Annotated in this window: 21 protein-coding genes; 4 read left to right on the forward strand and 17 right to left on the reverse strand. The window is 67.7% G+C overall.

Annotated elements, in window-relative coordinates:
• From fliR to C8J44_RS14085, 15 genes are all read right to left on the reverse strand, one after another.
• The gene (gene fliR, locus C8J44_RS14015) at positions 1–774 is read right to left on the reverse strand and encodes a flagellar biosynthetic protein FliR (protein ID WP_121885885.1); all 774 of its coding nucleotides are present in this window, start codon (positions 772–774) and stop codon (positions 1–3) included.
• 226 nt (positions 775–1,000) lie between these two features.
• Positions 1,001–1,270 (reverse strand): flagellar biosynthesis protein FliQ, encoded by a 270-nt coding sequence (gene fliQ, locus C8J44_RS14020; protein ID WP_055874447.1) that lies wholly within the window; start codon positions 1,268–1,270, stop codon positions 1,001–1,003.
• 122 nt (positions 1,271–1,392) lie between these two features.
• On the reverse strand, positions 1,393–2,139 hold the full coding sequence (gene fliP, locus C8J44_RS14025) for a flagellar type III secretion system pore protein FliP (RefSeq protein WP_183128832.1): 747 nt from the start codon (positions 2,137–2,139) through the stop codon (positions 1,393–1,395).
• 200 nt (positions 2,140–2,339) lie between these two features.
• On the reverse strand, positions 2,340–2,594 hold the full coding sequence (locus tag C8J44_RS14030; protein ID WP_056054129.1) for a flagellar biosynthetic protein FliO: 255 nt from the start codon (positions 2,592–2,594) through the stop codon (positions 2,340–2,342).
• A 5-nt stretch (positions 2,595–2,599) separates the two neighbouring features.
• Positions 2,600–2,890: a flagellar motor switch protein FliN gene (gene fliN / locus C8J44_RS14035; RefSeq protein WP_056054132.1), complete on the reverse strand. Its 291-nt coding sequence runs from the start codon at positions 2,888–2,890 to the stop codon at positions 2,600–2,602.
• Positions 2,887–3,849 (reverse strand): flagellar motor switch protein FliM, encoded by a 963-nt coding sequence (locus C8J44_RS14040; RefSeq protein WP_121905008.1) that lies wholly within the window; start codon positions 3,847–3,849, stop codon positions 2,887–2,889. Before C8J44_RS14040 ends, fliN begins: the two co-directional genes overlap by 4 nt.
• 3 nt (positions 3,850–3,852) lie before the next feature.
• On the reverse strand, positions 3,853–4,479 hold the full coding sequence (gene fliL / locus C8J44_RS14045; RefSeq protein ID WP_121905009.1) for a flagellar basal body-associated protein FliL: 627 nt from the start codon (positions 4,477–4,479) through the stop codon (positions 3,853–3,855).
• 16 nt (positions 4,480–4,495) lie between these two features.
• On the reverse strand, positions 4,496–6,310 hold the full coding sequence (locus C8J44_RS14050; protein WP_121905010.1) for a flagellar hook-length control protein FliK: 1,815 nt from the start codon (positions 6,308–6,310) through the stop codon (positions 4,496–4,498).
• Positions 6,311–6,356: 46 nt separating this feature from the next.
• Positions 6,357–6,782, reverse strand: a complete 426-nt coding sequence (locus C8J44_RS14055; protein WP_121905011.1) for a hypothetical protein — start codon at positions 6,780–6,782, stop codon at positions 6,357–6,359.
• Position 6,783: 1 nt separating this feature from the next.
• Positions 6,784–8,109 carry a FliI/YscN family ATPase gene (locus C8J44_RS14060; protein ID WP_121905012.1) on the reverse strand — a complete coding sequence of 442 codons (1,326 nt, stop codon included), beginning with the start codon at positions 8,107–8,109 and terminating at the stop codon, positions 6,784–6,786.
• The gene (locus C8J44_RS14065) at positions 8,103–8,864 is read right to left on the reverse strand and encodes a FliH/SctL family protein (protein WP_121905013.1); all 762 of its coding nucleotides are present in this window, start codon (positions 8,862–8,864) and stop codon (positions 8,103–8,105) included. The genes C8J44_RS14060 and C8J44_RS14065 overlap by 7 nt, the downstream gene beginning before the upstream one ends.
• Positions 8,857–9,867, reverse strand: coding sequence for a flagellar motor switch protein FliG (gene fliG, locus C8J44_RS14070; RefSeq protein WP_056054156.1), 1,011 nt, complete (start codon positions 9,865–9,867; stop codon positions 8,857–8,859). The genes C8J44_RS14065 and fliG overlap by 8 nt, the downstream gene beginning before the upstream one ends.
• On the reverse strand, positions 9,864–11,537 hold the full coding sequence (fliF, locus tag C8J44_RS14075; protein WP_056054159.1) for a flagellar basal-body MS-ring/collar protein FliF: 1,674 nt from the start codon (positions 11,535–11,537) through the stop codon (positions 9,864–9,866). Before fliF ends, fliG begins: the two co-directional genes overlap by 4 nt.
• 1 nt (position 11,538) lies before the next feature.
• Positions 11,539–11,901, reverse strand: coding sequence for a flagellar hook-basal body complex protein FliE (fliE, locus tag C8J44_RS14080; protein ID WP_056054162.1), 363 nt, complete (start codon positions 11,899–11,901; stop codon positions 11,539–11,541).
• Positions 11,898–13,223 (reverse strand): sigma-54-dependent Fis family transcriptional regulator, encoded by a 1,326-nt coding sequence (locus C8J44_RS14085; protein ID WP_121905014.1) that lies wholly within the window; start codon positions 13,221–13,223, stop codon positions 11,898–11,900. The genes fliE and C8J44_RS14085 overlap by 4 nt, the downstream gene beginning before the upstream one ends.
• 313 nt (positions 13,224–13,536) lie before the next feature.
• Between C8J44_RS14085 and C8J44_RS14090 the strand changes: the two genes are divergently transcribed.
• The 3 genes from C8J44_RS14090 (at position 13,537) to C8J44_RS14100 (ending at position 18,636) form a co-directional block, all read left to right on the forward strand.
• On the forward strand, positions 13,537–14,358 hold the full coding sequence (locus C8J44_RS14090; RefSeq protein ID WP_056054167.1) for a flagellin: 822 nt from the start codon (positions 13,537–13,539) through the stop codon (positions 14,356–14,358).
• Positions 14,359–14,562: 204 nt separating this feature from the next.
• On the forward strand, positions 14,563–15,201 hold the full coding sequence (locus C8J44_RS14095; protein ID WP_147453212.1) for a GNAT family N-acetyltransferase: 639 nt from the start codon (positions 14,563–14,565) through the stop codon (positions 15,199–15,201).
• 120 nt (positions 15,202–15,321) lie between these two features.
• On the forward strand, positions 15,322–18,636 hold the full coding sequence (locus tag C8J44_RS14100; protein ID WP_259466874.1) for a PAS domain-containing hybrid sensor histidine kinase/response regulator: 3,315 nt from the start codon (positions 15,322–15,324) through the stop codon (positions 18,634–18,636).
• 258 nt (positions 18,637–18,894) lie between these two features.
• Here C8J44_RS14100 and C8J44_RS14105 read toward each other — a convergent pair whose 3' ends face one another.
• Together C8J44_RS14105 and acs are read right to left on the reverse strand one after the other, a co-directional pair.
• Positions 18,895–19,518, reverse strand: coding sequence for a response regulator transcription factor (locus C8J44_RS14105; protein ID WP_121905016.1), 624 nt, complete (start codon positions 19,516–19,518; stop codon positions 18,895–18,897).
• Positions 19,515–21,470: an acetate--CoA ligase gene (gene acs / locus C8J44_RS14110; protein WP_121905467.1), complete on the reverse strand. Its 1,956-nt coding sequence runs from the start codon at positions 21,468–21,470 to the stop codon at positions 19,515–19,517. The genes C8J44_RS14105 and acs overlap by 4 nt, the downstream gene beginning before the upstream one ends.
• Before the next feature lie 164 nt (positions 21,471–21,634).
• Here acs and C8J44_RS14115 point away from each other — a divergent pair, with 164 nt between their 5' ends.
• Positions 21,635–23,068: a DcaP family trimeric outer membrane transporter gene (locus tag C8J44_RS14115; RefSeq protein WP_183128793.1), complete on the forward strand. Its 1,434-nt coding sequence runs from the start codon at positions 21,635–21,637 to the stop codon at positions 23,066–23,068.
• Positions 23,069–23,076: the final 8 nt, after the last annotated feature.

The following is a 23,076-nucleotide window of genomic DNA, read 5'->3' on the forward strand; positions in this document are numbered from 1 at the left end:
TCAGCCGAGCACCAGGTTTTCGGTCGCCGATAGCCCTTCGCGGACGATGACGAGCATGTAGTCGCCCATCGTCGGGAACGCGATCGCCAGCGTGATGACGCCGACCGCGAGGCTGGCGGGGAGGCCGACCGCGAACAGGTTGAGCGCGGGCGCGGCGCGGCTCAGCATGCCGACGACGATGTTGAGGCAGAGCAGCAGGAAGCCGACCGGGAGCGCAAGCAGCAGGCCGGCGAGAAACGCATAGCCGCCGAAGAACGCGATCGCCTTCAGCCGCTCGACGCCGATCCACGCGGCCCCCGGGGGGAGAACGTCGTAGCTGCGGACGATCAGGTCGATCAGGATCAGATGGCCGTCGACCGACAGGAACAACAGCGTCAGCATGATCGAGAAGAACTGGCCGAGCGCGGGGCTCGACTTGCCGTTCTGCGGGTCGATCGAGGAGGCGAAGCCGAGCCCCATCGCGCCGCCGATGACTTCCGCCGCGATCATCGGCGCGGCAAAGGCGATCTGGAGCACGAAGCCGAGCGCGAGCCCGACCAGCGCTTCGGCGGCGGCGGACAGCATCGTCGGAACGCTGAAGATGTTTTCCGGGGGCACGATCGGGTGCGCCGCGAGCACGAGGAACCCGATCGCGCCCGACAGCGTGACGCGCACGGTGACGGGCACCGAGACGTTGCCGAACACAGGCGCGGCGATGAACGTCGCGCCGATCCGGATCATCACGAAGAAGAGCGCCCAGAGCTGGGGCTCGATGCTGAGCCCGAAGCCTAGCATGGCGCAGACCGCGAGAGCGCGCACGCTGCGCGCCACGCGGGTAAGCCCGGCCGGCCTCGGCAGGGCCGAGGACCGACGACGCGGCTTTGCCGTGGCGCAATGCTGTTCGAATTCCTGTTCAGATTATGTGCCACGCCGCGGCAAAGCCGCGTCGTCGGACGGGAGCTTTGCCCCGCCGGCCGGGCTTGCGCTAGCAGCGCGGGCGTGGCCGCGCTGGCGCTGCGCCTCACTTCACCAGATCCGGGATGCGCTCGAAGATCCCGATCGTGAAATCGCTCAGCAACCCCAGGATCAAGCTCCCGAAGATCAGGATCGACACCGCGACCACCACCAGTTTCGGCACGAACGACAGCGTCTGCTCGTTGATCGACGTCGCCGCCTGGATCATGCCGAGGATCAGCCCCGCGAGCAGCGCCGGAATCAGGATCGGTGCACTGGCGAGCGCCAGCACCCACATCGTCTGGTTCGCGACGGTCAGGAAATATTGCGCGTCCATGGCTTACAAAACTGCCCTTCGTGCTGAGCGAAGTCGAAGCACAGGAGTCTCAGGCCCTTCGACTTCGCTCAGGGCGAACGGTAGGTGTGGGGCGAACAGGAGTGCAGGACGGTTCATCGGCTCTACGTCGCGAACGAGTTGGCGAGGCTGCCCATCGTCAGCGCCCAGCCGTCGACCAGCACGAACAGCAGCAACTTGAACGGCATCGAGATGATCGTCGGCGAGAGCATCGCCATGCCGAGCGACATCAGCACGGTCGCGACGACCAGATCGATGACGATGAAGGGGAGGAAGATCAGGAAGCCGATCTGGAACGCGGTCTTCAGTTCGGACGTGACGAACGCGGGGAGCAGCACGGAGAAGGGGATGTCGAGCGATGACGCGTAGGGGCCGGACTTGGCCATCTGCGCGAACATCGTGACGTCCTTGACGCGGGTCTGCTTGACCATGAACGCGTGCAAGGGCACGCCTGCGGTAGTGATCATCTGCGTGCCCGCGAGCTTCCCCGCAGCATAGGGCTGGATCGCGGTCGTGTTGATCTGGTTGATCGTCGGCGCCATGATGAAGAACGACAGGAACAGCGAAAGCCCGAGCAGCACCTGGTTCGGCGGCGTCTGCTGGAGGCCGAGCGCCTGGCGCAGGATCGCGAGCACGATGATGATCCGCGTGAAGCTGGTCATCATCAGCAGAATGCCCGGCAGGATCGTCAGCAGCCCCATGATGATGAGGACTTGCAGCGAGAGCGACAGCGAGCCGCTCTGGCCGGTATTGCCCGCGGCCTGGCCACCGAGCTGGCCGAGCGCGCGATCGACCGCGTCGCCGACGGCGGGATTGGTCGGGGCGGGGACGCCTTGCGCGAAGGCCGGCATCGCGAGGAACAGTGCGAGGAGGACGGCGAGGCCTATCCACACTAAACTGTTTCCCCGCGAACGCGGGGATCCAGGGTTACGGATCGCGCCGTTCGTGGCTCCTGGATTCCCGCGTTCGCGGGAAAACGGGGAGCGCTTCGGCGCGGTAAACAGGGCAGGGCCCGAGCCTTTCCGCGTAACCGTCGGACGAGCGACCGCGCTCATGCGTCGACCTTGTCGATCAGGTGCACGCCGCCGCGGCCGACCGAGACGAGCAACCGGCGGCCTTCGAAATCGATCACCGCCAGGCGCAGGCCCGGCGAGATCATCATCGTTTCCTTGACGCCGATCAGCCGAGTCGATGGCTTGCCCGGGATCCGGCTCTCGAACTTGCGCCACAGATACAGGCAGCCGAACATCAGGCCGCACACCAGTGGCAGCAGGATGACGAGCTTGAGAATATAGGTCCAAAGCATCGGGTTCAGCCGCGCTTGTCGGGCGACACGAGCTCGGTCATCCGCACGCCGAAGCGCTCGCCGACCGTCACCACTTCGCCGCGGCCGATCAGGGTGCCGTTGACGAATACATCGAGGAGTTCGTTGGCCTGGCGATCGAGTTCGATCACGCTGGATTCGCCGAGCGCGAGCAGTTCGCGCAGCGTCAGGCTGGTCGAGCCGATCTCGACGGTCAGCTTGACGTCGACATCCTGGAGCAGCCGGAAATTGGCGGCCACGGCGGCGTCGACTGGGAAGCCTCCGGTCATGTCGTTCATGCTGCAAATCCTTCGTCGAAACTGGTAATCGAGGTGAGCTGGATGGCGGCGAAGCCGTTCGATGTGCCGACCGTGCCGCAGCCGAGCCGGTTGTTGCCGACCATCACCGGCACGTCGCCCGAGATGGTGATCGGGATCACGTCGCCGGGCTTCAGGTCCATCAGCATCGTCAGCTTGACGACCGGCTCGGCGAGCACCGAGCGGATCGGGAAGCGCACGTTCATCGCGGCCCGCGTCAGCTCGGTGCGCCAAGCTGGATCGGGCTCGGCCGACTTGCCGACGACCTTGGCGGTCAGCGACGGCGCGTGCGGCTTCAGCGCGGAAACGGGATAGACGAGATCGAGGAACACCGGCTTGGCGGCGCCCGCGGCGATGCCGAAGCGCGTGACGATCATCGCATCCTCGCCATCGAGATCGGCGATCATCGCCGGGTTCACCTCGACCCGCGTCGGCAGGAAGTCGAACCGCGCCATCGGCTCCCACGCGGTCTTGAGTGGCGCGGCGATCATCTGGCCGATCCGCGCGACCATCGCCTCGGCGGCGGGCGAGAATTCGGTCGGCAACGTGTGCGGCGCTGCACCGGTACCGCCGAAGAACATGTCGAGCATCTCGAGCACGAACTTGCCGTCCATGATGCACAGCGCCTGCGCCATCCCCGGCGTCATGATCAACGGCAACCACGCGGTCAGCGCATCGCTGCGCTCGGCGCGGTAATCGGTGAAGCGCTGGACCACCAAAGGCTCGGCCCAGCAGCGGACCTCCTGACGCAACAACGGCTCGAACACCCCGCGCAAACCGCGCGCGAACCGTGCCGAGAGATGCTGCAACGAATGCAGGTCGCCGAACGGATTGAGCTTGGCCCCGCCGAGCACGCCTTGATGCAGCACGCCCCCTTGGGGCGCCGTGGAGCGATCCCGGTCGCGTCGCTCGCGTGTCTTTGCTGGGGCCTCGTTAACCATGCCTCACTGAACAACGAAACTGGTAAAGTAAACGTTACCGATGCCGCCGAAGCCTTCCTTCTGCTTGAGCGTATCGTTGATCGCTTTCGCCAAGCGGACCTGCAACTGGCGCTTGCCGTCGCTGCTCATGACCTGCTCCTCGGTGGTGTCGCCGAGCGCCATCAGGATCGCCGAACGGACCGCGATATCGTTGGTTTTCAGGTTGGTGATGACGGTGTCGTCATACGGCGTGGCGACCGCGATGCCGACCTGGACGAAGTGCGACGAGTCCTGGAGATTCGAGGTGAATTCCTTCTCCATCGGGTAATAGGTCGACGCGTATTTGTCGCCGCCCTCTCCTGCGGGGGGCTTCATCCCGTGATTTTCGGGTGCGGCTTCGTCGCCACCGTGACCGCCGCCTTCACCGCCTTCGGTGGGATGCTTCTGCTCGCTTTTGGGGACGAGTTTGGGCTTGCCGTCGTCGGCCGCCGCGGCGTGACCGCCGCCGAGCAGGCCGGCGTTCGACGCATACACGCCCGCGCCGACGCCGCCGCCGACCAGCACGATCAGCGCGACGCCGCCGATCAGGATCGTCTTCATCTTGCCCTTTTTCTTGGGCGTGGCGTCGGCAATATCTTTCTTGTCGCTCATATCAGGGTCCTTCGGGTCAAGCGATTCGGGTATCTTCGGGTGCGTCGACGGCGACCGTGGTGGTCGCGGTCGTCGGGCGATTCGGCGTGTGCGGCGCGGTGGGGGTGCGCTGCTGGCTGGAGCTGGCATTGCCGTCACTGACCATGCCTTGGCCGAGCTTCAGCCCGCGTGCTTCGGCGAGTTCGACGAGACGCGGCTGTGCGTCGTGCAACAGCGTGCGCGTCGCGGCCTGTTCGGCGGTGAAATGGACGTGGACGGTATCGCCGTCCTTGCGCATCGAGACGTCGATCGCGCCGAGCGCGTCGGGGATCAGGCGGATCCGCGTATCGGTTGCATCGGCGGCGTCGCGCAGGATTTCGATCCGCTCGATCATCGCATGCGGCCAGCGCTCCTGCCGCATGTCGAGCGGGGCCTGCTGTGCCTCGGCGGTCTTGATCGCCAGCGGCGATACCGGCGCGCTAGCGGCGATCGACGGCGCGGTCGGATCGGTCGCATCACGCTCGTCGCGTGCCTTGGCGGCCCGGATCGCGGCGCCGAACACCTGGCTGGCCGAGGCGACGGTGCCGGGTTGCGGCTGGACCGCAGCGGGCTGCGCGAGCGCGAGCGCGACGGGGGTGGTCGCCTCGGTCGCGGTCCAGCGCGGCGCGGCCGGCGCGGTGTCGGCGGCCGGTGCTGGCACCGACGATTGCGCGGTCGAGCCGGGTTCGCTCGCAAGACCGAGTGGGGGACTCACGCTTGAGATTTGTGGCGCGACGGGCACGGTCGCCGCTAGCGCTACGATCTGCAACGGCGGAGTCGCGACGGCCGTGGTGGTGACCGAGGTGGCGGGCGTCAGGGCGACCGGCGCGACTTCCCGCTGTAAGATCTTGCTACGATCTACCACCTCTACCGCAGGTCGCGGCGAGGCTGTCGCGACGGGCAGGGCGCTGGGCTGCGCGACTGGGCGTGGCCCGATCGGGATTTGCAGAATTGCGGGTGGCGCGACGGGGATCGCCGTTGGCACAGCCGGTTCGGCCTGTGTGAGCTTCGTCGCGTTGCGGGATTGCCGTGGGGCCGGGGCAATCGAGGTCGTGAGGTCCGGTCCCGCCGCCACGAGAGGCTTTGCGTCTGCCGCCCCCGTAGCGAAAGGCTTCGCGGAACCGATCACCGATCCGGCTGGGGCGACGGCAATCTCGGCCAGGATCATCTTGGTGGCTTCGGGGGGCAGCGCAGTTGCGGGGGACGCGACGAGCGGGATGTCCGGGTTTGCCTGCGCAAGGGGCGGAACGAGCGTGGTCTGCGCGATCATGGGCTGAGCGGGCAGCGCCGCTTGATCGGCGGGCGTCGCGTCGGCGGTGTCGTCCGATGGGGTCGTCGGGGTGTCGTTCTTGGCCTTGCCGCCGCGGGGCGCGATCGCGAACGCCGCGGGCCGCGCTGCATTAGGGCTTGGACGCGGGGCGATGGTGCTTTTGGCGACCTCAGGCGTCGCGGGCTCCGGAGTTGCCGGGATTGGCGGCTGCACCAGCGTTAGCGATGTCGGGCGCGGGCCTGCCGCGAGCGGTTCGGCGAGAAGGGTGACGATCGCCGGGACGATCGGCTGTGCGGCCTCCGTCACGATCGGGGTCGGCAAGGTGTTGCCGGTCGCGGCGGCGTCCTGCCGGACGATCGTGCCGGGCGACAGCGGCGGGATCGCGACGATCGAAGCCGGTGTCGTCGGCGCACACTCCGCGGTAGCGTCGTCGTTCGCCTGCGCGAAGGAGCCCGCGAAATCGCCCGGCGTCCGCCCGTTCTGCACGGTCGTCGACCGCGCCGGGGTCGGCAGCGTGGGAGATAGGGTCGCGGTCGGGATCATGCAGGATACTCGTTCGGGCGGCGGCACGGCGCCGGTCCGCTAGCGCTCAGCAAGGATCGTGCCGAACCTTACGGAAGGCGGGCGATTCTTCCATCGCGCGGATCGCTTTCAGCACCGCGTCGGCGTCGGCACGCGCGAGCAGCTTTTCGACAGCACTCTGGTCTCGCTTGGCGGCGCGGGTCGCTTCGGCAGCGCGGCCGACATGATGTTCGGCGGCCTGCATCCGCTCGACCGCGGCATCGGCGGATTTCTGCAGGCGTTCGCGGTAATGCGCGGCGGCGCCGAGCGACACCGCGACCTGTGTCTCGTGGACCGGCGCGACCGCCTCGACGAGCAGCGCGATACGCCCGGACAGGACCTGCTCGCTGGCAAACTTGTCGTGGGCGCGCGCTTCGTCGGCGCGGGTCAGGCCGAGCTGGAGCGTGCGGACGCGGTGGATGCGCGCCAGCGTCTTGCCGCGAGCATCCGCCATGTCAGCCGCCGAAGACGCCGGTCAGTTCGGCGACGGCATCGTCGAGCGAGACGTTTTCGTCGGCGTCCTGGCGGATATATTCCATGACCGCCGGGTGGCAGGCGATCGCGGCGTCGATCGCGGGATCGGCGCCGTGGCGATACGCGCCCATCAGCACGAGATCGCGGTTCTCCTCGTAGGTGGCGAGGTGGCGGCGGAGCGTCCGCGCGGCCGCGGCATGAGGGGCGTCGACGATGTCGGTCATCACGCGGCTGACCGACGGGCCGATGTCGATCGCCGGGTACACGCCGCGCTCGGCGAGCTGGCGGTTGAGGACGATATGGCCGTCGAGGATCGAGCGGGCGGAATCGACTACCGGGTCGTTGCCGTCGTCGCCGTCCGCGAGCACCGTGTAGATCGCGGTGATCGAGCCCCCGGTGTGGACGTCGACGCCCGCGCGCTCGATCAGGTTCGGCAGCATCGCGATCGCGCTGGGCGGATAGCCGCGCGCGGACGCGGGTTCGCCGAGCGCGAGGCCGATCTCGCGACCGGCATGCGCGACGCGGGTCAGCGAATCCATGATGAGCAGGACCTTCTTGCCCTCGTCGCGGAAGGCTTCGGCGATCGCGTGCGCGCGGAGTGCACCGCGGATGCGGAGGACGGGCGAATGGTTGGCGGGGACCGCCACGACGACCGAGCGCTTGCGCGCTTCGCCGGCCACTTTGGTCTCGAGGAAGTCGGCGACTTCGCGGCTGCGCTCGCCGATCAGGCCGATCACGATGACGTCGGCCTGCGCGGCGCGAACGATCATGCCGAGCAGCACCGACTTGCCGACGCCCGAGCCGGCCATGATGCCGACGCGCTGGCCCTGGCCGATCGTCAGCAGGCCGTTGATCGCGCGCACGCCGACGTCGAGTGGTTCGCGCACGCGACCACGATCGAGCGGCGACTGTAGTTTCCCCGCGAGCGGCCAGCGCGCCGCGCCGCGGATCGGGCCGAGCCCGTCGATCGGCTTGCCGGCACCGTCGACGACGCGACCAAGCAACGCAGGTCCGACCTCGGCCTCGCCGGGCGCACCGATCGGCTTGACTGGCGCCCGCGGCAGCAGCGCGGCGGCGCCGCCGAGGTTCATCATCAACGTGCGGCCGTTGCGGAAGCCGATGACCTCGGCCTCCACGCTCGCAGCACCTTCGCCGACCTGGCAAACGGTGCCGACGGGCAACGTCAGCCCGACCGCTTCCATCAGCAGGCCGTCGAACGAGGCTAGGCGGCCCGATACCTTGGGCTTGGCGACGAAATCGGCGTTGGAGAGGGTTTCGAGATAATCGGCGGTGAAGCGGTTCAACATTTGGGCACCGGCACGCGGTCGATCGCCAGTGCCAGCTGATCGAGCCACAATTCCGGACCGTCCTCGACGATTGTCGAGGCGCTTTCGAGGACGAAGCTGCCGCGCGCGACGCCGGGGTCGCCGGCCGCGAAGATCGATTTCGGCAAACGGCCCTCGAGCAGCGCGACGTCGTCGGGGTGGACACGGAGCAACGCCGATTCGGCACCGTCGGCGAGCAGTTCGGCGGCGTTTTCGATCCGACCGGCGAGCACGTCGGGTGCGATCCCGACTTCGCCGACGACCTTCGACACGAGGAACAGGACGGTCTGGCGGAGCTGTCCGGCGATCCGCTCGCGGTCGATCCGATCGGCGCCCAGCGCGGTGGCGAGATCGCCGAGCAACGTCGCGTCCCGCGCCCCGGAATCGCGCGCGGCTGCCGCAGCGGCGGCAAGCCCCTCCTCGTAGCCGGCGGCATGCGCGGCCGCGAGCGGGTCGATGAACGATGATTCGCTGACCGGATCGAGCGGATCCCAGCCGGCGGTCGGGTTCACGTCCTTGTCGGCCGGGCTGAAATGACGGGGTGCGCCGGCATCCCCCGCGGTGTCGCGAACGGATTCGGCGGTGAACGCGTGCCCGAAATCATTGGCAGGCCGTATCGTCGCGCGCGCGCGGATATCCGCCGCGGCGAACCCCGAAGGCGGCGCGAACGCGCTGGCGAGGACGTTGGCCGCGGTGGTGTGGCGCGACGCGAAGCCCGCGGTGAACCCGTTAGACATAATCGTCCTCGCCTCCGCCCATCTGGATCGTGCCGTCCTTCGCGAGCCCGCGGGCGATTGCGATCATCGCCTTTTGCGCTTCGAGCACCTCGGCGAGCTTCATCGGCCCGCGTGCCTCCATCTCGTCGCGGATGCCGTCGGCGGCGCGCGCCGACATGCAGCCGAGGAAGCGGTTGCGGATCGTCTCGTCGACGCCCTTCAGCGACTTGGTCAGGATCTCGCTGTCGACGTTGCGGATCAGCGTCCCCAGATTCTTGTCGTCGAGATCGAGCAGATTGTCGAAGATGAACATCGCCTCCTCGATCGCCTTGGCGACGTCGCGGTCGATCTTGAACAGCTTCGGCATGACGCGCTGTTCGGTCGCCTTCCGCGCGCCCGAGAGAATCTTGGCGGCTTCGCGCGTGCCGCCGAGCGTGACGCCGGCGCCCGCCGACGACGTGCTGGTGCGGTTGGCGAGCAAGGTGCGCAGCGTATCGACTGCCTCGGGCGTGATCGGCCCGAGCCGCGCGATACGGTGGAGGATATCGGGCTGGACCGCGTCGGGCAGCAGTTCGAGGACCTGGCCGCCGATCGACGCATCAAGATTGGCGATCAGTACCGCGGCGATCTGCGGATGCTCCTTCTCGATCATCGCGGCGATCTCGGGCGCATCAAGCCAGTCGAGCAGTTCGAGTTCGCACGCGGCCTCGGCCGGCGTGATCCGCGCGAGTACGCTCTCGGCTTTTTCGCGGCCGAGCGCGCGGTTCATCACCGCCTCGATCTTGGGCCGCGGGTCGAAGCCGATCGCGGTGCGTTCGCGGGCATGCCCGACGAAATCGTCGAGCACGTCCTCGACTTCCTGCTCCGACACGTCGGCGACCTTGAACATCGCCGCGCCAAGCTGACGCACTTCCTCGGGCTCGAGCTTCTGGAGGATGGCCGCAGCCTCTTCCTCACCGACCAGCATCATCAGGACCGCTGCGCGCTCGACGCCGGTGTAGGTTCTGATGGCGACTTCGCTCACTTCGCGTCCGCCTTGATCATGTCGCGTACCGCCAGCGCGGCGCGGGTCGGATTGTCGCGGGTGAAACCGCGCACCGCGCCGATCCGGTCGTCATAGCCACGCGTGTTCTCGAGCTGGTCGAGGCTGACGGGGGCGGCCACGCCGATCCCGGCAGGCGCGCCGTCGCCATCGACCTCGCCGATCGGCTGGCCGAAGGCGGGACGCGTCGTGGCATCCTCGCGCTTCTTCATCAGTGCCTTGGCGATCGGGCGGACGCCGAGCAGCAGCACCAGCAGCGCGATGACGATCGCGGTGCCGTTGCGTGCGAGCACCGGCAGCCAGGCGTTGTCGTACCAAGCGGGGCCGCTCGTCGCGGACGCATCGGCGCCGGCGAACTTGCGGCTGATCACCGTGACGTTGTCGTTGCGCGCCGCATCGAAGCCGACCGCGCTCTTCACGAGATCGCTGATCTGGGTGATCTCCATCGCGGTGCGGCGGGTCTTGTCGGGATCGCGGAGCAGGACGGCGACCGACAGGCGCTTGACCCCGCCCGGCGTCGCGCGCGTGACCGAGACTTCGCGGCCGAGATCGTAGGCGCGCTGATACTGGTCGGACTGCTTCATCGGATCCGGGGCCGGACCGCCCGCGACCGGAGGGCCGGGGTTGCCGTTCTGCGCCTGCGGGGTCGACAAGGTGCTCGCCGAGGGCGGGGTGTTGCTGAGTGCGCCGGGAATACCGCCTGGGCCAGCGGCGGCACCTTCCTTCTGGTTACCCGTCCAGTTGCCCGTCTCGGCGCGCAATACGCCCTGCTTCTCGTAGCTTTCACGCGTCGCCTGGCTCTCGTCGAGATTGACGTCGGCCTGGACCTCGGCGGTGAAGTTGCCCGCGCCGACTAGCGGCGTGAGCAGCGCGATCAGCTGGGTGCGATACTTGTCCTCGATCCGGCGCTGGATATCGATCCGGGCGTCGCTTGCGGCGCCGGCACCATCGCCGCCACCGCTCTTGGTCAGCAACGCGCCCATCTGGTCGACGATCGTCACCGCCTCGGGCTTCATCCCCGGCACCGACGAGGCGACGAGGTTGATGATCGAGCTGACCTGAGCATCGCTCAGCGAACGGCCGCCCTGCAATTTCAGGATCACCGACGCCGACGGTGCGGCGTTGTCGCGGACGAACACCGATGCTTCCGGCATCGCGAGATGCACGCGCGCCTCGGCGACCGCATCGATCTCCTCGATCGACTTGGCGAGCTCGGATTCGCGCGCCTGACGAAGGCGTTCGCCCTCGACCGCACGGCTCACGCCCATCGGCAGCTGGTCGAGGATCGCATAACCGCCGGGCGCCGCCTTGGGCAGGCCCTGGCCCGCGAGCAGCATCTTCGCGCGGCTATAGTCCTCTTCGGACACCGTCAGCGCGCCGGTACCGTCGTCGATATGGCTCTTGATGTTGGCGGTGGTCAGCGCGGAGGTGACCGCGGCCTTGTCCGAATCCGGCAGCCCGCTGAACAGCGTCTTCTGTGTCGGCGTCGACAGGCTCATCCACGCAAGCGCGGCGGCCGCGATGAGTCCGACCATCAGCGCCATCGGCAGCGAACGGCGGACCGCCGGCTGCGCGAACGCGCTCTTGATCTGCTGGAGAGGGTTGGCGAACCGTTCTGTGCCGCCGGGCGATGGGATGAGTGCGGTGCTCATGTCAGACCGGCATGCTCATGATATCCTTGTAGGCGGACAGCAGCTTGTTGCGGACCTGCAACGTCGCCTCGAAACCGACCGACGCCTGCTGGCGAGCGAGCATCACTTTCGCGATGTCGACCGTCTCGCCGCGCTCATAGCTTTCGCTGACCTTGGCGGCCTGGGTCTGGCCTTCGTTGACGCTTTTGAGCGCCGATTCCATCGTGTCGACGAAGCTGACCGGCTTGACCGCTTCGGTCGGCGCGGCGTTGCCGGTGGCGCCGGCACGCGACAGCGCCTGGTTGCGTTCGAGGATCTGCGACCGCAGCGCCATCACGCGGTCGACGCTCATCGCGCCGCCACCAATGCCCGAGACGCCGCTCATGCCGAGGCCGCCCAGTTATGGACGCTGCCGATATCGTCACCCTGCTCGCGCGCCTTGGCGAGGCGGTAGCGCAGCGTGCGTTCGGAGATGCCGAGACGCTTGGCGGTCTCGATCCGGCTGCCGTTGCACGCCTTCAGCGTCTCGCGGATCGCGGCGAACTCGCTCATCTGGACGATGTTGCCCAGGGTGTCGGGGCTGCCCCGGGTTTCGGGCTCGGCCGGTGCGACGACCGCGGCCGGGATGATCGACGCCATCGGCACGCTGCGCTGGAAGGTCAGCGACACCGGACGATCGAACACGATGTGGTTCGCCTCGATCGTGTCGCCGCCGCAGAACAGCAACGCGCGCTGGATCACGTTCTCGAGCTCGCGGACGTTGCCCGGCCAGTCATGGTGCATCAGCTGTTCGATCGCGGCGTGGCTCGGCCAGGGAATGAGCGTGCGGTTGCCGGCGTGGCGCAGGATCAGCGTGGCGGCGAGCGCGGGAATATCGTGCGGGCGGTCGGCCAGCGGCTTGGTCGCGAGCGGGAACACCGCGAGACGGTAATAGAGATCGGCGCGGAACCGGCCGGCAGCGACTTCGGCGTGAAGATCGCGGTTGGCACACGCGATCACGCGGACGTCGATCGGCTGCGGCACCGAGGCACCGAGCGGCACGACCTCGCGCTCCTGCAACACGCGCAGCAGCTTCGCCTGCAACTGGAGCGGCATCTCGGCGATCTCGTCCAGCAGGATCGTGCCGCCATTCGCTGCACGGAAGAAGCCGTCGCCACCGCTCGACGCGCCGGTGAACGCGCCCTTCTGGTGGCCGAACAGCAGCGCCTCGAGCATCGATTCGGGGAGCGCGGCGCAGTTGATCGCGATGAACGGCTTGTCTTTCCGCGCGGAGCCGTTGTGGATGGCACGCGCGAGCACTTCCTTGCCGGTGCCGGTCGGGCCGTTGATCAGCACGGTGATGTCGGCGGCGGCGACGCGCTCGGCAAGCGCAAGCAGCGCGAGTGATTCGGGGTCGGCGGCGGTCGGCATCTCGGGCCCACCGATCAGCGCGCGCGCGAAGCCGTTGCCGACTGCGGCGTCCTCGGCGGTGAAGCTGATCCGGGCCGGCGTGCCGTCACGCGACGGGGTCACCTGACGCCCCTCGCAGCCGATCACCACGGTACGGGCAGGGGCGGTGATGCCCTCGCCATCCGCCACCAGGAACAGGTCGTTCGCGCCGGGCTGGCCGGTTTCGAACGAGCCCACGCCGAAGCCCTGCGCGCGCAGCGACGAGACCAGCGCATATTTTCGCGAAGTGACTGCGGCTGATGGAAAAATCGATCGCATGGTGTTCCCCTTGGACGAGTCGGGGAATGCCGCATTGCTGGTAAACTACTGGTTAAATGCTGCCGCCTGCCGGCAGAATATTTCCGGGCGTGGCTGCGCGGACACGTGCGACCGCGTTCGCGCGCGTGCGCCCGCGTAGAAGGCTTGGGCGGACGGCGGTCGGGACGGCGTGATTGCCGATTCGATCCCGCTGTAATTTCCGGCGCGATTTTTTTCTAAAGCCCGCGCGGACCCGGCCGTTACTCATTTCGATAGATCGGCACTTCGCCACGGGGGCGGCGCGGATCGTCTGAAAATTTACGGAGATTTCGCAATGACTGTCATCGGTACCAACATCTCGGCCATGCGCGCCGCGAACGCTTCGAACGCCGCCAGCATGGCGCTGTCGACCTCGATGGAGCGCCTGTCGACCGGCAAGAGCATCAACTCGGCCAAGGACAACGCAGCCGGCATGGCGATCAAGACGTCGATGACGTCGCAGATCAAGGGCATGAACCAGGGCATCCGCAACGCCAATGACGGCATCTCGATGGCGCAGACCGCTGAAGGCGCGCTCGACGAGGTCACCAACAACCTGCAGCGTATGCGCGAACTCGAAGTTCAGAAGGGCAACGGCACGTATTCGGCCAGCGACATCCTGAACATCAAGGCCGAGCAGGACGCGCTGTCGACCCAGATCACGAACGTCCTGACGAACACCAAGTTCAACGGCGTGGCGCTGTTCGACGGTTCGGCGGGTACCGGCGGCACGGTGAAGATCCAGGCCGGTGCGAACTCGACCGACGCGATCGATCTCGCTCTCGGCGGCGACCTCAAGGCTGCGGGCACGGGCCTCGGCACGGTCGTGACGGCAACCGGTTCGGCCGGCACGCTGTCCGACTACGACACGGCGATCTCGAACGTCTCGAACCGTCGTGCGAACCTTGGTGCGGCGCAGAACCAGCTGCAGTCGGCGGTCAACAACCTGACCTCGAACTCGACCAACCTGTCGGACGCCAAGAGCCGGATCGAAGACACCGACTTCTCGTCGGAGACGACCGCCCTCGCCAAGGCACAGATCCTGAGCCAGGCATCGACCGCGATGCTCAGCCAGGCCAACCAGAGCCAGCAGAGCGTCCTGAAGCTGCTTCAGTAATCCGAAACGGCACCGGCACCGCCCCCCCAAAAGGGTGTCGGTGCCGATCGGACCCGTCCGCCGATGCGGACGGACAGAACCCCGGTGGCTTCGGCCGCCGGGGTTTTGCGGCGTTCGCGGTCGGCGCCTGTATAGAGTGTGACGTCTTGTCAGGCCACCGTCCGCCTTCGATACCGGCGTGCAGCTGTTGCAACGCGAGTGACGATGAACACCAGAGGCGTCGATCCCGACAGTGTGTATGCGTGGCTTTGCGGCCGGTCGCTGGCGCGCGTGGTGCCGCAGCCTGTTGCCGACCAGGGCGGCTTCCGGGTCGATACCGGCACCGAGGCGGAGATCAGCCGCTGGGTGTTTCCGATGGTCGGGCCAGGATTGGTGGCGCTTGCCCGCGGTCTTCAGGATCCCCGCTACTTGCTGAAGCTGTGTGGAGAGGCCGACGAACTCCGATCGATCCTCCCCGGCGGCTGGCAGGTCGAAGGTGGCAATTTCTTCATGCAAAGCAGCGGCGCGCGCTTCGAGGCCGCCCCGGTCGACGCCTACGCGATCGACGTCGTGCGCAATGATGCGGTGATCGCGGTGCGGATATTGGCGGAGGATGGCACGCTGGCGGCGAGCGGCTACGCGGGCGAAACACCCGACGCCTTCGCCTATGACCGGATCGCGACCGCGCCCGCGCATCGTCGGCAGGGGTTGGGCCGCGCGGTGATGGCGGCGCTTCAGGGTGCGCGGCGCTATCCCGGTACGCCCGAACGGCTGGTCGCGACCGAAGCGGGGCGCGCGCTGTACGAACGCCTGGGATGGCGGACGCTCTCGGCCTATTCGACGGCGACGTTCGTGCGGCCGTAAGATCGCTCGCTGGCGTGCATCTGCCGTCATGTTGCATTGCAACAGCAGGGCGAACGCGTAGGCTGATTCTTCCACGACGATATCGAGCAGACCGGGAGCGGGGCCATCAGCGGGCCGAATGTGATCTTTGCGATCATCGCCTATTGCGCGGTGCTGTTCGGCATCGCCTGGGTGGTCGATCGGCGAGGCCTGTCGCAGCGGCTCGGGCGGATCGCCTATCCGCTGTCGCTCGCGGTCTATTGCAGCAGCTGGACGTTCTTCGGCGGGGTCGGCACCGCCGCCACGCGCGGGTGGGATTACCTCGCCATCTATCTCGGGCCGGCGTTGGTGTTCCTGCTCGCGCCGAAGTTTCTCGCGCGGCTGGTGAAGCTCGCGCGCGACGAGGGATCGAGTTCGATCGCGGACTTCATCTCGGCGCGGTACGGGCGCAGTCGCAGCACCGCGGCGATCGTCGCGGGCACGGCCTTGCTAGCATCGGTGCCGTATATCGCGCTCCAGCTGCGGTCGGTGACGCTGAGTTTCGGCGCGATCGCGGGCGTCGGCAGTTCGGCGGAGGTCGGCACGTTCGTCGCGCTGCTGCTGGCGGTGTTCGCGATCGTCTTTGGCGCGCGGCGGTATGAGGTGGCGGGGCGCAATCCCGGCGTGATCGCGGCGATCGCGGCGGAGTCGCTGATCAAGCTGCTCTGTTTCGTCGTGCTCGGCGTGGTGACGATGGCGTTGCTCGTCGACGTACCGGCAGCGACGCTGGCGCCGTCCTTGGCGCGGCTCCGGGCGGGCTTTACCTGGGGGGCGCTGTCGTCGGATTTCTGGGTGCGGACATTGCTGTCGGCGCTCGCGATCCTGTGTCTGCCGCGGCAATTCTATGTCGGGGTGATCGAGGCGCGCCGACCCGACGCGGTCGCCCGGGCGCGGGGACCGTTCATCGCGTACATGGTGGTGATCTCGCTGCTCGTGCTACCGCTGGCGCTCGCGGGCATGACGCTGTTGCCGGGCGATGCCGAGCCCGATCTGTACGTGCTCGCGGTGCCGTTGCAGCAGGGTCAGCACGTCGTTGCGTTGCTCGCGTTCCTGGGCGGGTTCTCGGCGGCGACGGCGATGGTGGTGGTCGAGACGATCGCGCTGTCGACGATGGCGACCAACGATCTGCTCGCACCGCTGCTGCTCCGGCGGCACGGCGAGGCGGGCGAAGGCGAGCTCGGGCGGCGGATGCTGCGCGTGCGGCGCCTCATCATCGCGGCGATCGTCGCGGTCGCGCTGGTGTATGGACGGAGCCTCGGTGCGGACCTGCCGCTCGCGTCGATCGGGCTGATCGCGTTCGCCGGCGTCGCGCAGTTCGCGCCCGCGCTGATCGCGACGGTCGGCTGGAACTTCGCCAACCACACCGCCGCGCGCGCGGGGCTGGTCGGTGGCGTTATCGTCTGGATCTACTGCCTGTTGCTGCCGTCGATCGGCGAGGGCGTCGGGTCGGCGCTGGCGCAGTTCACGCGCGGGTGGCTCGATCCCGATGCGCTGCTCGGCTGGCGGATCGGTTCGCCGCTGGTCAACGGTACGGTGTGGAGCCTCGGCGTCAACGTCGCGCTGATGGCGGGTTTGCACGTCCGCGAACGCCAGCGCGGCAACAGCGCGCTCGATCACGTCACGACGCTCGGCGAGTTGAAGTCGCTCGTGGCTAGGTTCGTCGGCGATACCGAGGCGCTGGCGCTGGATCTGGTGTCCGCCGATCCGCGCGCGCCGATCGACGGCCCCGCCGCGCGCACCGCCGAGCGGTTGATCGCGGGCGTGATCGGCGCGCCGTCGGCACGGAAGATCGTCGCGTCGAGCATTGCCGGGTCGGCGATCGACGTCAGCGACGTGGTCCGGCTGCTTGACCAGCGCGGGCGCTCGCTGCGGTTCTCGCGCACGCTATTGTCCGCGACGCTGGAGACGATCGATCCGGGCGTCAGCGTGATCGACGCGGACCTGCGGCTGGTCGCGTGGAATCCGCGCTATGTCGAGATGTTCGACTATCCGGAGGGGTATGTCGTTGTTGGGCGCTCGATCGCCGACCTGATCCGCTACAATGCCGAGCGTGAAGGTATCGCCGGCGATATCGCGGCGCATGTCGGTCGGCGGGTGGCGCACCTCGCGCGCGGCACGCCGCACAGTTTCGAACGGCAACGGCCGTCGGGGCGGTGGATCAAGATGGTCGGGCGGCCGATGCCGGGTGGCGGCTACGTTCAGAGTTTTACCGACATCACCGCGGAGAAGGAGGCGCAGGCCGATCTCGAGGCGCGGGTCGCGGCGCGGACGCAGGACCTCGCGCGGTCGAACCACATGCTCGACGAGGCGCGCGCGATCGCCGAGACCGCGACGCGCGACAAGACGCGGTTCCTGGCGGCGGCGAGCCATGACCTGTTGCAGCCGTTGCATGCGGCGCGGCTGTTCTGCGCAGCGCTGGCCGAAGACAGGGCGCCGCATCAGGCGGAACTGGTGCGCGCGATCGATGGCGCGATCGGGTCGGCGGACACGTTGCTGCGTGCGCTGCTTGATGTGTCGCGGCTCGATGCCGGGGGCGTGGTCCCAAAGGTCGAGCGGTTTGCGCTGGGGGCGTTGATCGAGGAACTGGCGGTGCAGTTCCGGCCGTTGGCGGGGGAGCGCGGGCTGGTGCTGGCGGCGCATCCGGGGGCGTTCAGCGTGGCGACGGATCGGTCGTTGCTGCGGTCGATCCTGCAGAATTTCCTGTCGAATGCGGTGCGCTATTCGGCGGATGGGCGGGTCTGGATCGGGGCGCGGCGGCGTGGCGACGATGTGCTGATCGAGGTGCGCGACAACGGACCGGGGATTGCTGCGGCGGACCGCGAGCGGATCTTCGAGGAGTTCGAGCGGTTGGAGAGCAAGGGCAGCGCGGGGGGCGGCGTCGGGCTCGGGCTGGCGATCGTGCGGCGGATTGCGCGGTTGCTTGGCGTGGCGGTGGAGTTGCGGTCGGACTTGGGGCGGGGGACGACGTTTGCGGTGCGGGTTCCGCTTGCGCCTGCCGGGTTGGACGTGGCGTTGCCGACGCCCTTGGCGACGCGCGCGCTGGTGCCGGGGTTGCGGGTGCTGTGTCTCGATAACGATGCGACGATCCTGGCGGCGCTCGATGCGGCGTTGCGCGCTCGGCGGTGCGTGCCGTTGCTAGCCGCGACGATCGCCGAGGCGATGGAGCTGGCGGCGGACGAGGAGCCGGATGTGGCGCTGGTCGACTTTCATCTGGACGAGGCGGAGGATGGGCTGGATGTCGTGGCACGGCTGCGGGCGATGGTGCCGGCGCCGGCGATTGCGCTGGTGACGGCGGATCGTACGGTTGTGGATGATGTGCGGTGTGTTGGGCTTGTCGTGCTGACGAAGCCGGTGGTGCCGGCGGATTTGTGGCGGTTTATCGAGGATGCGTCCGCGGCGGCGGCGCTGGGAAGTTGAGCCTGCTTGATCCTCCCCCGCCAGGGGGGGGCAGGCGCTTGCCTGACGGAGGGGGAGGAAAGGAGGAACTGCTGTTGCGTGTTCCTCCCCCTCCGTCGCCTCCGGCGTCACCTCCCCTTGCGGGGGAGGATTGGGGGCACGGGCACACTTCGTCATCCTGACGAAAGTCAGGATCCAGAGCCACGATCGGGGTGGGTGGTATCCTGGGTCCTGACTTTCGTCAGGATGACGGTTGGGGGAGGGGGAGCCGGCGCGCGGCTAATCGGCGAAGTGGATGTCCATTGCCCGTGCCGCGAGGACGGCTTGCGTGCGGTTCTGGACGCCGAGTTTGCGGAGGATGGCGGTCATGTGGCCCTTCACGGTGCCTTCGGAGATGCCGAGGTCGAAGGCGACTTGCTTGTTGAGGCGACCGGCCAGCACGCCGAGCAGGACTTTGAGTTCGGTCGGGGTGAGGCTCGCAACCCGCGTCGCCATGTCATCGACGGAGGCGCCTTCGATCGGTGCGTCGCGTTCGCCGGCGAGGGCTCGGGCAACCGCGTTTTCCAGCGTGGCGAGGTCGGCAGTCTTGGAAACGAAGCCTATCGCGCCATACGCCCTCGCACGCGGTGCCGCCTCGGCTTCGTCGGCCGAGGAGATCACCATGATCGGCGTGTCGGGGCGTTCGGCGTGGAGCAGCGCCACGCCCGCAAAACCTTCCGAGCCCGGCATGCGCAGGTCGAGCAGGATCAGGTCGAGACGCTCCGCCGCGCGCACCGCGTCGACCGCCTCGCAGAGTTGCCCCGCCTCGATCACCACCGCGTCGGGCGCGGCGCGGCTGACCGCCAGTTTGAGCGCCTGGCGGAACAGCGGGTGATCGTCGGCGATGAGGATCGTGCGCGTCATGCCGGTACGGGGATAGCCTCCTCGCGGCCGGCGATCAGCGCGTCGACCACCGCGGGATCGGCGAGCGTCGAGGTATCGCCGAGCTGGTCGAGCTGGTTCTCCGCGATCTTGCGCAGGATGCGGCGCATGATCTTCCCCGAGCGCGTCTTGGGCAGCGCGGGCGCGAACTGGAGGATGTCGGGGGTCGCGATCGGGCCGATCTCGCGGCGGACCCATTGGACCAGTTCCTTGCGCAGTTCCTCGCTCGGCTCGGCGTTCGCGTTCAAGGTGACGTAGGCGTAGATGCCCTGGCCCTTCACGTCGTGCGGCATGCCGACGACCGCGGCCTCGGCGACCTTCGAGTGCGCGACGAGCGCGCTCTCGACTTCGGCGGTGCCCATCCGGTGGCCGCTGACGTTGATGACGTCGTCGACGCGGCCGGTGATCCAGTAATAGCCGTCCTCGTCGCGGCGGCAGCCGTCGCCGGTGAAATACTTGCCCGGATAGGTCGAGAAATACGTCTGGAAGAAGCGCTCGTGATCGTTCCACACGGTCCGCATCTGGCCCGGCCAGCTGTCGGCGATGACGAGATTACCCTCGACCGCGCCGTCCAGCACCTTACCGTCGGCATCGACCAGTTCGGGCATCACGCCGAACAGGGGTTTCGTTGCGCTGCCGGGCTTGAGTGCGGTGGCGCCGGGCAAAGGCGAGATCATGTGCCCCCCCGTTTCGGTCTGCCACCAGGTGTCGACGATCGGGCAGCGGCCGTCGCCGACGACGTTGTGATACCAGTTCCACGCCTCGGGATTGATCGGTTCGCCGACCGAGCCGAGCAGGCGCAGCGACTTGCGACTAGTGCGCGTCACCCAGTCGTCGCCCTCGCGCATCAGCGACCGGAGCGCGGTCGGTGCGGTGTAGAGGATGTTGACCTGGTATTTGTCGACGATTCTCCAGAAGCGGCTGTGATCGGGGTAGTTCGGCACGCCCTCGAACATCACGGTGGTCGCGCCGTTGGCGAGCGCGCCGTACAGCGAATAGGTGTGGCCGGTGACCCAGCCGACGTCTGCCGCGCACCAGAAGATCTCGCCGGGGCGGTAGTTGAAGACGTATTCGTGCGTCATCGACGCCCATACCAGATACCCGCCGGTCGAGTGGAGCACGCCCTTGGGCTGGCCCGTGGAGCCGCTGGTGTAGAGGATGAACAGCGGGTCCTCGGCGTTCATCGGTTCGGGCGCGCAATCGGTCGACTGGCCTTCGACGCACTCCGAATACCAGCAGTCGCGGCCTTCGGTCATCGTGACCTTGCCGCCGGTGCGGCGGACGACGATGACGGTCTCGACCGCGAGATCGCCGTGGTCGAGCGCGGCGTCGACGTTTGCCTTCAACGGGACGGTCTTGCCGCCACGCAGACCCTCGTCAGCGGTGATGACGATGCGGCTGTCGCAGTCGTGGATACGATTGCACAGGCTCTCGGGCGAGAAGCCGCCGAACACCACCGAATGAATTGCACCGATCCGCGCGCACGCGAGCATCGCGAACGCCGCCTCGGGGATCATCGGCAGGTAGATCGTGACGCGGTCGCCCTTCTTGACGCCCTTCGCCTTCAGCGCATTGCCGAGTTTCGACACCTCGTCGCGCAGTTCGGCATAGCTGATCTTGCGGTCGTCGGCGGGGTCGTCGCCTTCCCACAGGATCGCGGTCGCGTCGGGGCGCGTCTCGGCGTGGCGATCGACGCAGTTCGCGGCGACGTTGAGCTGGCCGTCCTCGAACCAGCGGATGTGGAAGTCGCTCTCGTCGAACGACGTGTCCTTGATCTTGGTCGGCGGCACGATCCAGTCGAGGCGCTTGGCCTCCTTAGCCCAGAACGCGTCGGCATCGGTCGCGGCCTCGGCATACATCCGGTCATAGGCGGCGGCGTCGATCAGGGCGTCCTTCGCCCATGCCGCGGGGACGGGATAGCTTGCCTCGGTCATCTGGCTCTCCTTTTGCCGCGCTGTACGCGGTCGTGTCGGCACGATCATCCCTAACCAAAGTAAGGGATGTGTGCGTCGTCGCAATCCGTCATGGTGGCAACGATCCTATAGTAGAACGTCGAATAGACGAACTGGGACGGAGACGGGTGGGGATGGAAACGGGCATGAAGCGATTGGCTTTCAGGACGCTGCTGGTGAGTAGTGCGTTGGCGGGCTTGGTGCCGACTGCGGCGCAGGCGCAGACCGCGCGCGAAGTCGAGCTCGAGACACGGTTGAAGGCGCTCGAAGCCGCGGTGCAGGATCTGCGCGGCGAGCTAACCGCGGCGCGGGCGACGGCCGCAGCGCCGATCGCCCCGACCCCCATGAACACCAATCCTATGACCGCGTCGTCGATGAGCGTGGCATCCGAGTCGCCAGGCCGATCGCCCGGCGCGACCAACGTGGCCCAGGCCAAGCCTGTCGCGACAAATTCGGCACCGACCGACGGTTTTCGCGTCGGCAACACGACGGTCAAGCTGGGCGGCTTTGTTCGCCTCAACGTCATTGCCAGCCGCTACAGCGATGGCGAAGCCGCGGTCGGGGGGCTGGGCAAGGAGTTCTTCCTGCCGCAGCAGATTCCGGTCGGCGGCGGGTTCTCCACACAGGATCTGCTGCTCTCCGCGCGCCAGACCCGCCTGCAGTTCAGCACGTCGACCCCGATGAACGGCACCGACATCAAGACGCTGGTGGAGTTCGATTTCGCGCTCGCGACGGCACCGGTCGGCGCGCAGCGCGCCACCAATCCCTACACGCCCACCTTCCGTCGCGGCTTCATCGAATATGGCAATTTGCTGGTCGGGCAGGAATGGTCGACCTTCCAGAACATCGCCGTACTGCCGGAGACGACGGACTTCGTTGGACCGCTGGACGGCACCGTGTTCAACCGCCAGGCTCAGGTCCGCTACACCATCCCGTTGCGATCCGGGCTGACGTTGCAGATCGCGGCCGAGAACCCCGAAACGGAAACGGCATCGCCGGCCAACGCCGCGCTGGTCGACACGGATGACGATCGCCTGCCCGACGTGGTGGCACGCGTGAACTGGAAGCCGAAATTCGGCGATTTCGCGCTCGCCGGCCTCGCGCGCGAGTTGCGCACCGATACGCTGGGCAGCGGCGATACCGCCTTCGGCTGGGGCGTTTCCGGGTCCGGCAAGATTCCCATCGGCAAGCGTCACGACCTGCGCTTCATGGCGACCTACGGGCAGGGCATCGGCCGGTACCTGGGATTGGGATACGTCCCCGACGCGATCTACGGCGGCGGCGCGACCCAGCTCGAGCGGATCGACAATTTCGCGGGCTTCGCGGCGCTGCGAATCGGCTGGACCGATGCGATCCATTCGACGCTCATGGGCAGCTACCAGTCGGCCAATTATCCGGCCGGGGTGATCGTCACGGGACTGGCCAACGCCAAGTCCTATGGCGGCGCAGGCAACCTGTTCTGGTCGCCGGGCAAGGGCTTCGACATCGGGGTGGAATATCGCCACGCGGTCCGCGAGCTCGTCTCGGGTGACACCGGCGCGCTCGACCGCCTCGAATTCGCATTCAAATACGGCTTCTGACGGCCCAA

This window comes from Sphingomonas sp. PP-CE-3A-406 (assembly GCF_003688625.1).
Classification (GTDB): domain Bacteria; phylum Pseudomonadota; class Alphaproteobacteria; order Sphingomonadales; family Sphingomonadaceae; genus Sphingomonas.

What these genes read in the sequence shown, in the direction of transcription:
- fliE (WP_056054162.1), bottom strand. Translation starts at nt 11,901, where the DNA reads ATGAGCGGCGTCTCGGGCATTGGTGGCGGCGCGATGAGCGTCGACCGC.
- fliL (WP_121905009.1), bottom strand. Translation starts at nt 4,479, where the DNA reads ATGAGCGACAAGAAAGATATTGCCGACGCCACGCCCAAGAAAAAGGGC.
- C8J44_RS14060 (WP_121905012.1), bottom strand. Translation starts at nt 8,109, where the DNA reads ATGTTGAACCGCTTCACCGCCGATTATCTCGAAACCCTCTCCAACGCC.
- C8J44_RS14055 (WP_121905011.1), bottom strand. Translation starts at nt 6,782, where the DNA reads ATGGCGGATGCTCGCGGCAAGACGCTGGCGCGCATCCACCGCGTCCGC.
- C8J44_RS14030 (WP_056054129.1), bottom strand. Translation starts at nt 2,594, where the DNA reads ATGCTTTGGACCTATATTCTCAAGCTCGTCATCCTGCTGCCACTGGTG.
- fliQ (WP_055874447.1), bottom strand. Translation starts at nt 1,270, where the DNA reads ATGGACGCGCAATATTTCCTGACCGTCGCGAACCAGACGATGTGGGTG.
- C8J44_RS14095 (WP_147453212.1), top strand. Translation starts at nt 14,563, where the DNA reads ATGAACACCAGAGGCGTCGATCCCGACAGTGTGTATGCGTGGCTTTGC.
- C8J44_RS14105 (WP_121905016.1), bottom strand. Translation starts at nt 19,518, where the DNA reads ATGACGCGCACGATCCTCATCGCCGACGATCACCCGCTGTTCCGCCAG.
- fliP (WP_183128832.1), bottom strand. Translation starts at nt 2,139, where the DNA reads ATGCCGGCCTTCGCGCAAGGCGTCCCCGCCCCGACCAATCCCGCCGTC.
- C8J44_RS14065 (WP_121905013.1), bottom strand. Translation starts at nt 8,864, where the DNA reads ATGTCTAACGGGTTCACCGCGGGCTTCGCGTCGCGCCACACCACCGCG.
- C8J44_RS14085 (WP_121905014.1), bottom strand. Translation starts at nt 13,223, where the DNA reads ATGCGATCGATTTTTCCATCAGCCGCAGTCACTTCGCGAAAATATGCG.
- fliN (WP_056054132.1), bottom strand. Translation starts at nt 2,890, where the DNA reads ATGAACGACATGACCGGAGGCTTCCCAGTCGACGCCGCCGTGGCCGCC.
- fliR (WP_121885885.1), bottom strand. Translation starts at nt 774, where the DNA reads ATGCTAGGCTTCGGGCTCAGCATCGAGCCCCAGCTCTGGGCGCTCTTC.
- C8J44_RS14115 (WP_183128793.1), top strand. Translation starts at nt 21,635, where the DNA reads ATGAAGCGATTGGCTTTCAGGACGCTGCTGGTGAGTAGTGCGTTGGCG.
- acs (WP_121905467.1), bottom strand. Translation starts at nt 21,470, where the DNA reads ATGACCGAGGCAAGCTATCCCGTCCCCGCGGCATGGGCGAAGGACGCC.
- C8J44_RS14090 (WP_056054167.1), top strand. Translation starts at nt 13,537, where the DNA reads ATGACTGTCATCGGTACCAACATCTCGGCCATGCGCGCCGCGAACGCT.
- C8J44_RS14050 (WP_121905010.1), bottom strand. Translation starts at nt 6,310, where the DNA reads ATGATCCCGACCGCGACCCTATCTCCCACGCTGCCGACCCCGGCGCGG.
- fliF (WP_056054159.1), bottom strand. Translation starts at nt 11,537, where the DNA reads ATGAGCACCGCACTCATCCCATCGCCCGGCGGCACAGAACGGTTCGCC.
- C8J44_RS14040 (WP_121905008.1), bottom strand. Translation starts at nt 3,849, where the DNA reads ATGGTTAACGAGGCCCCAGCAAAGACACGCGAGCGACGCGACCGGGAT.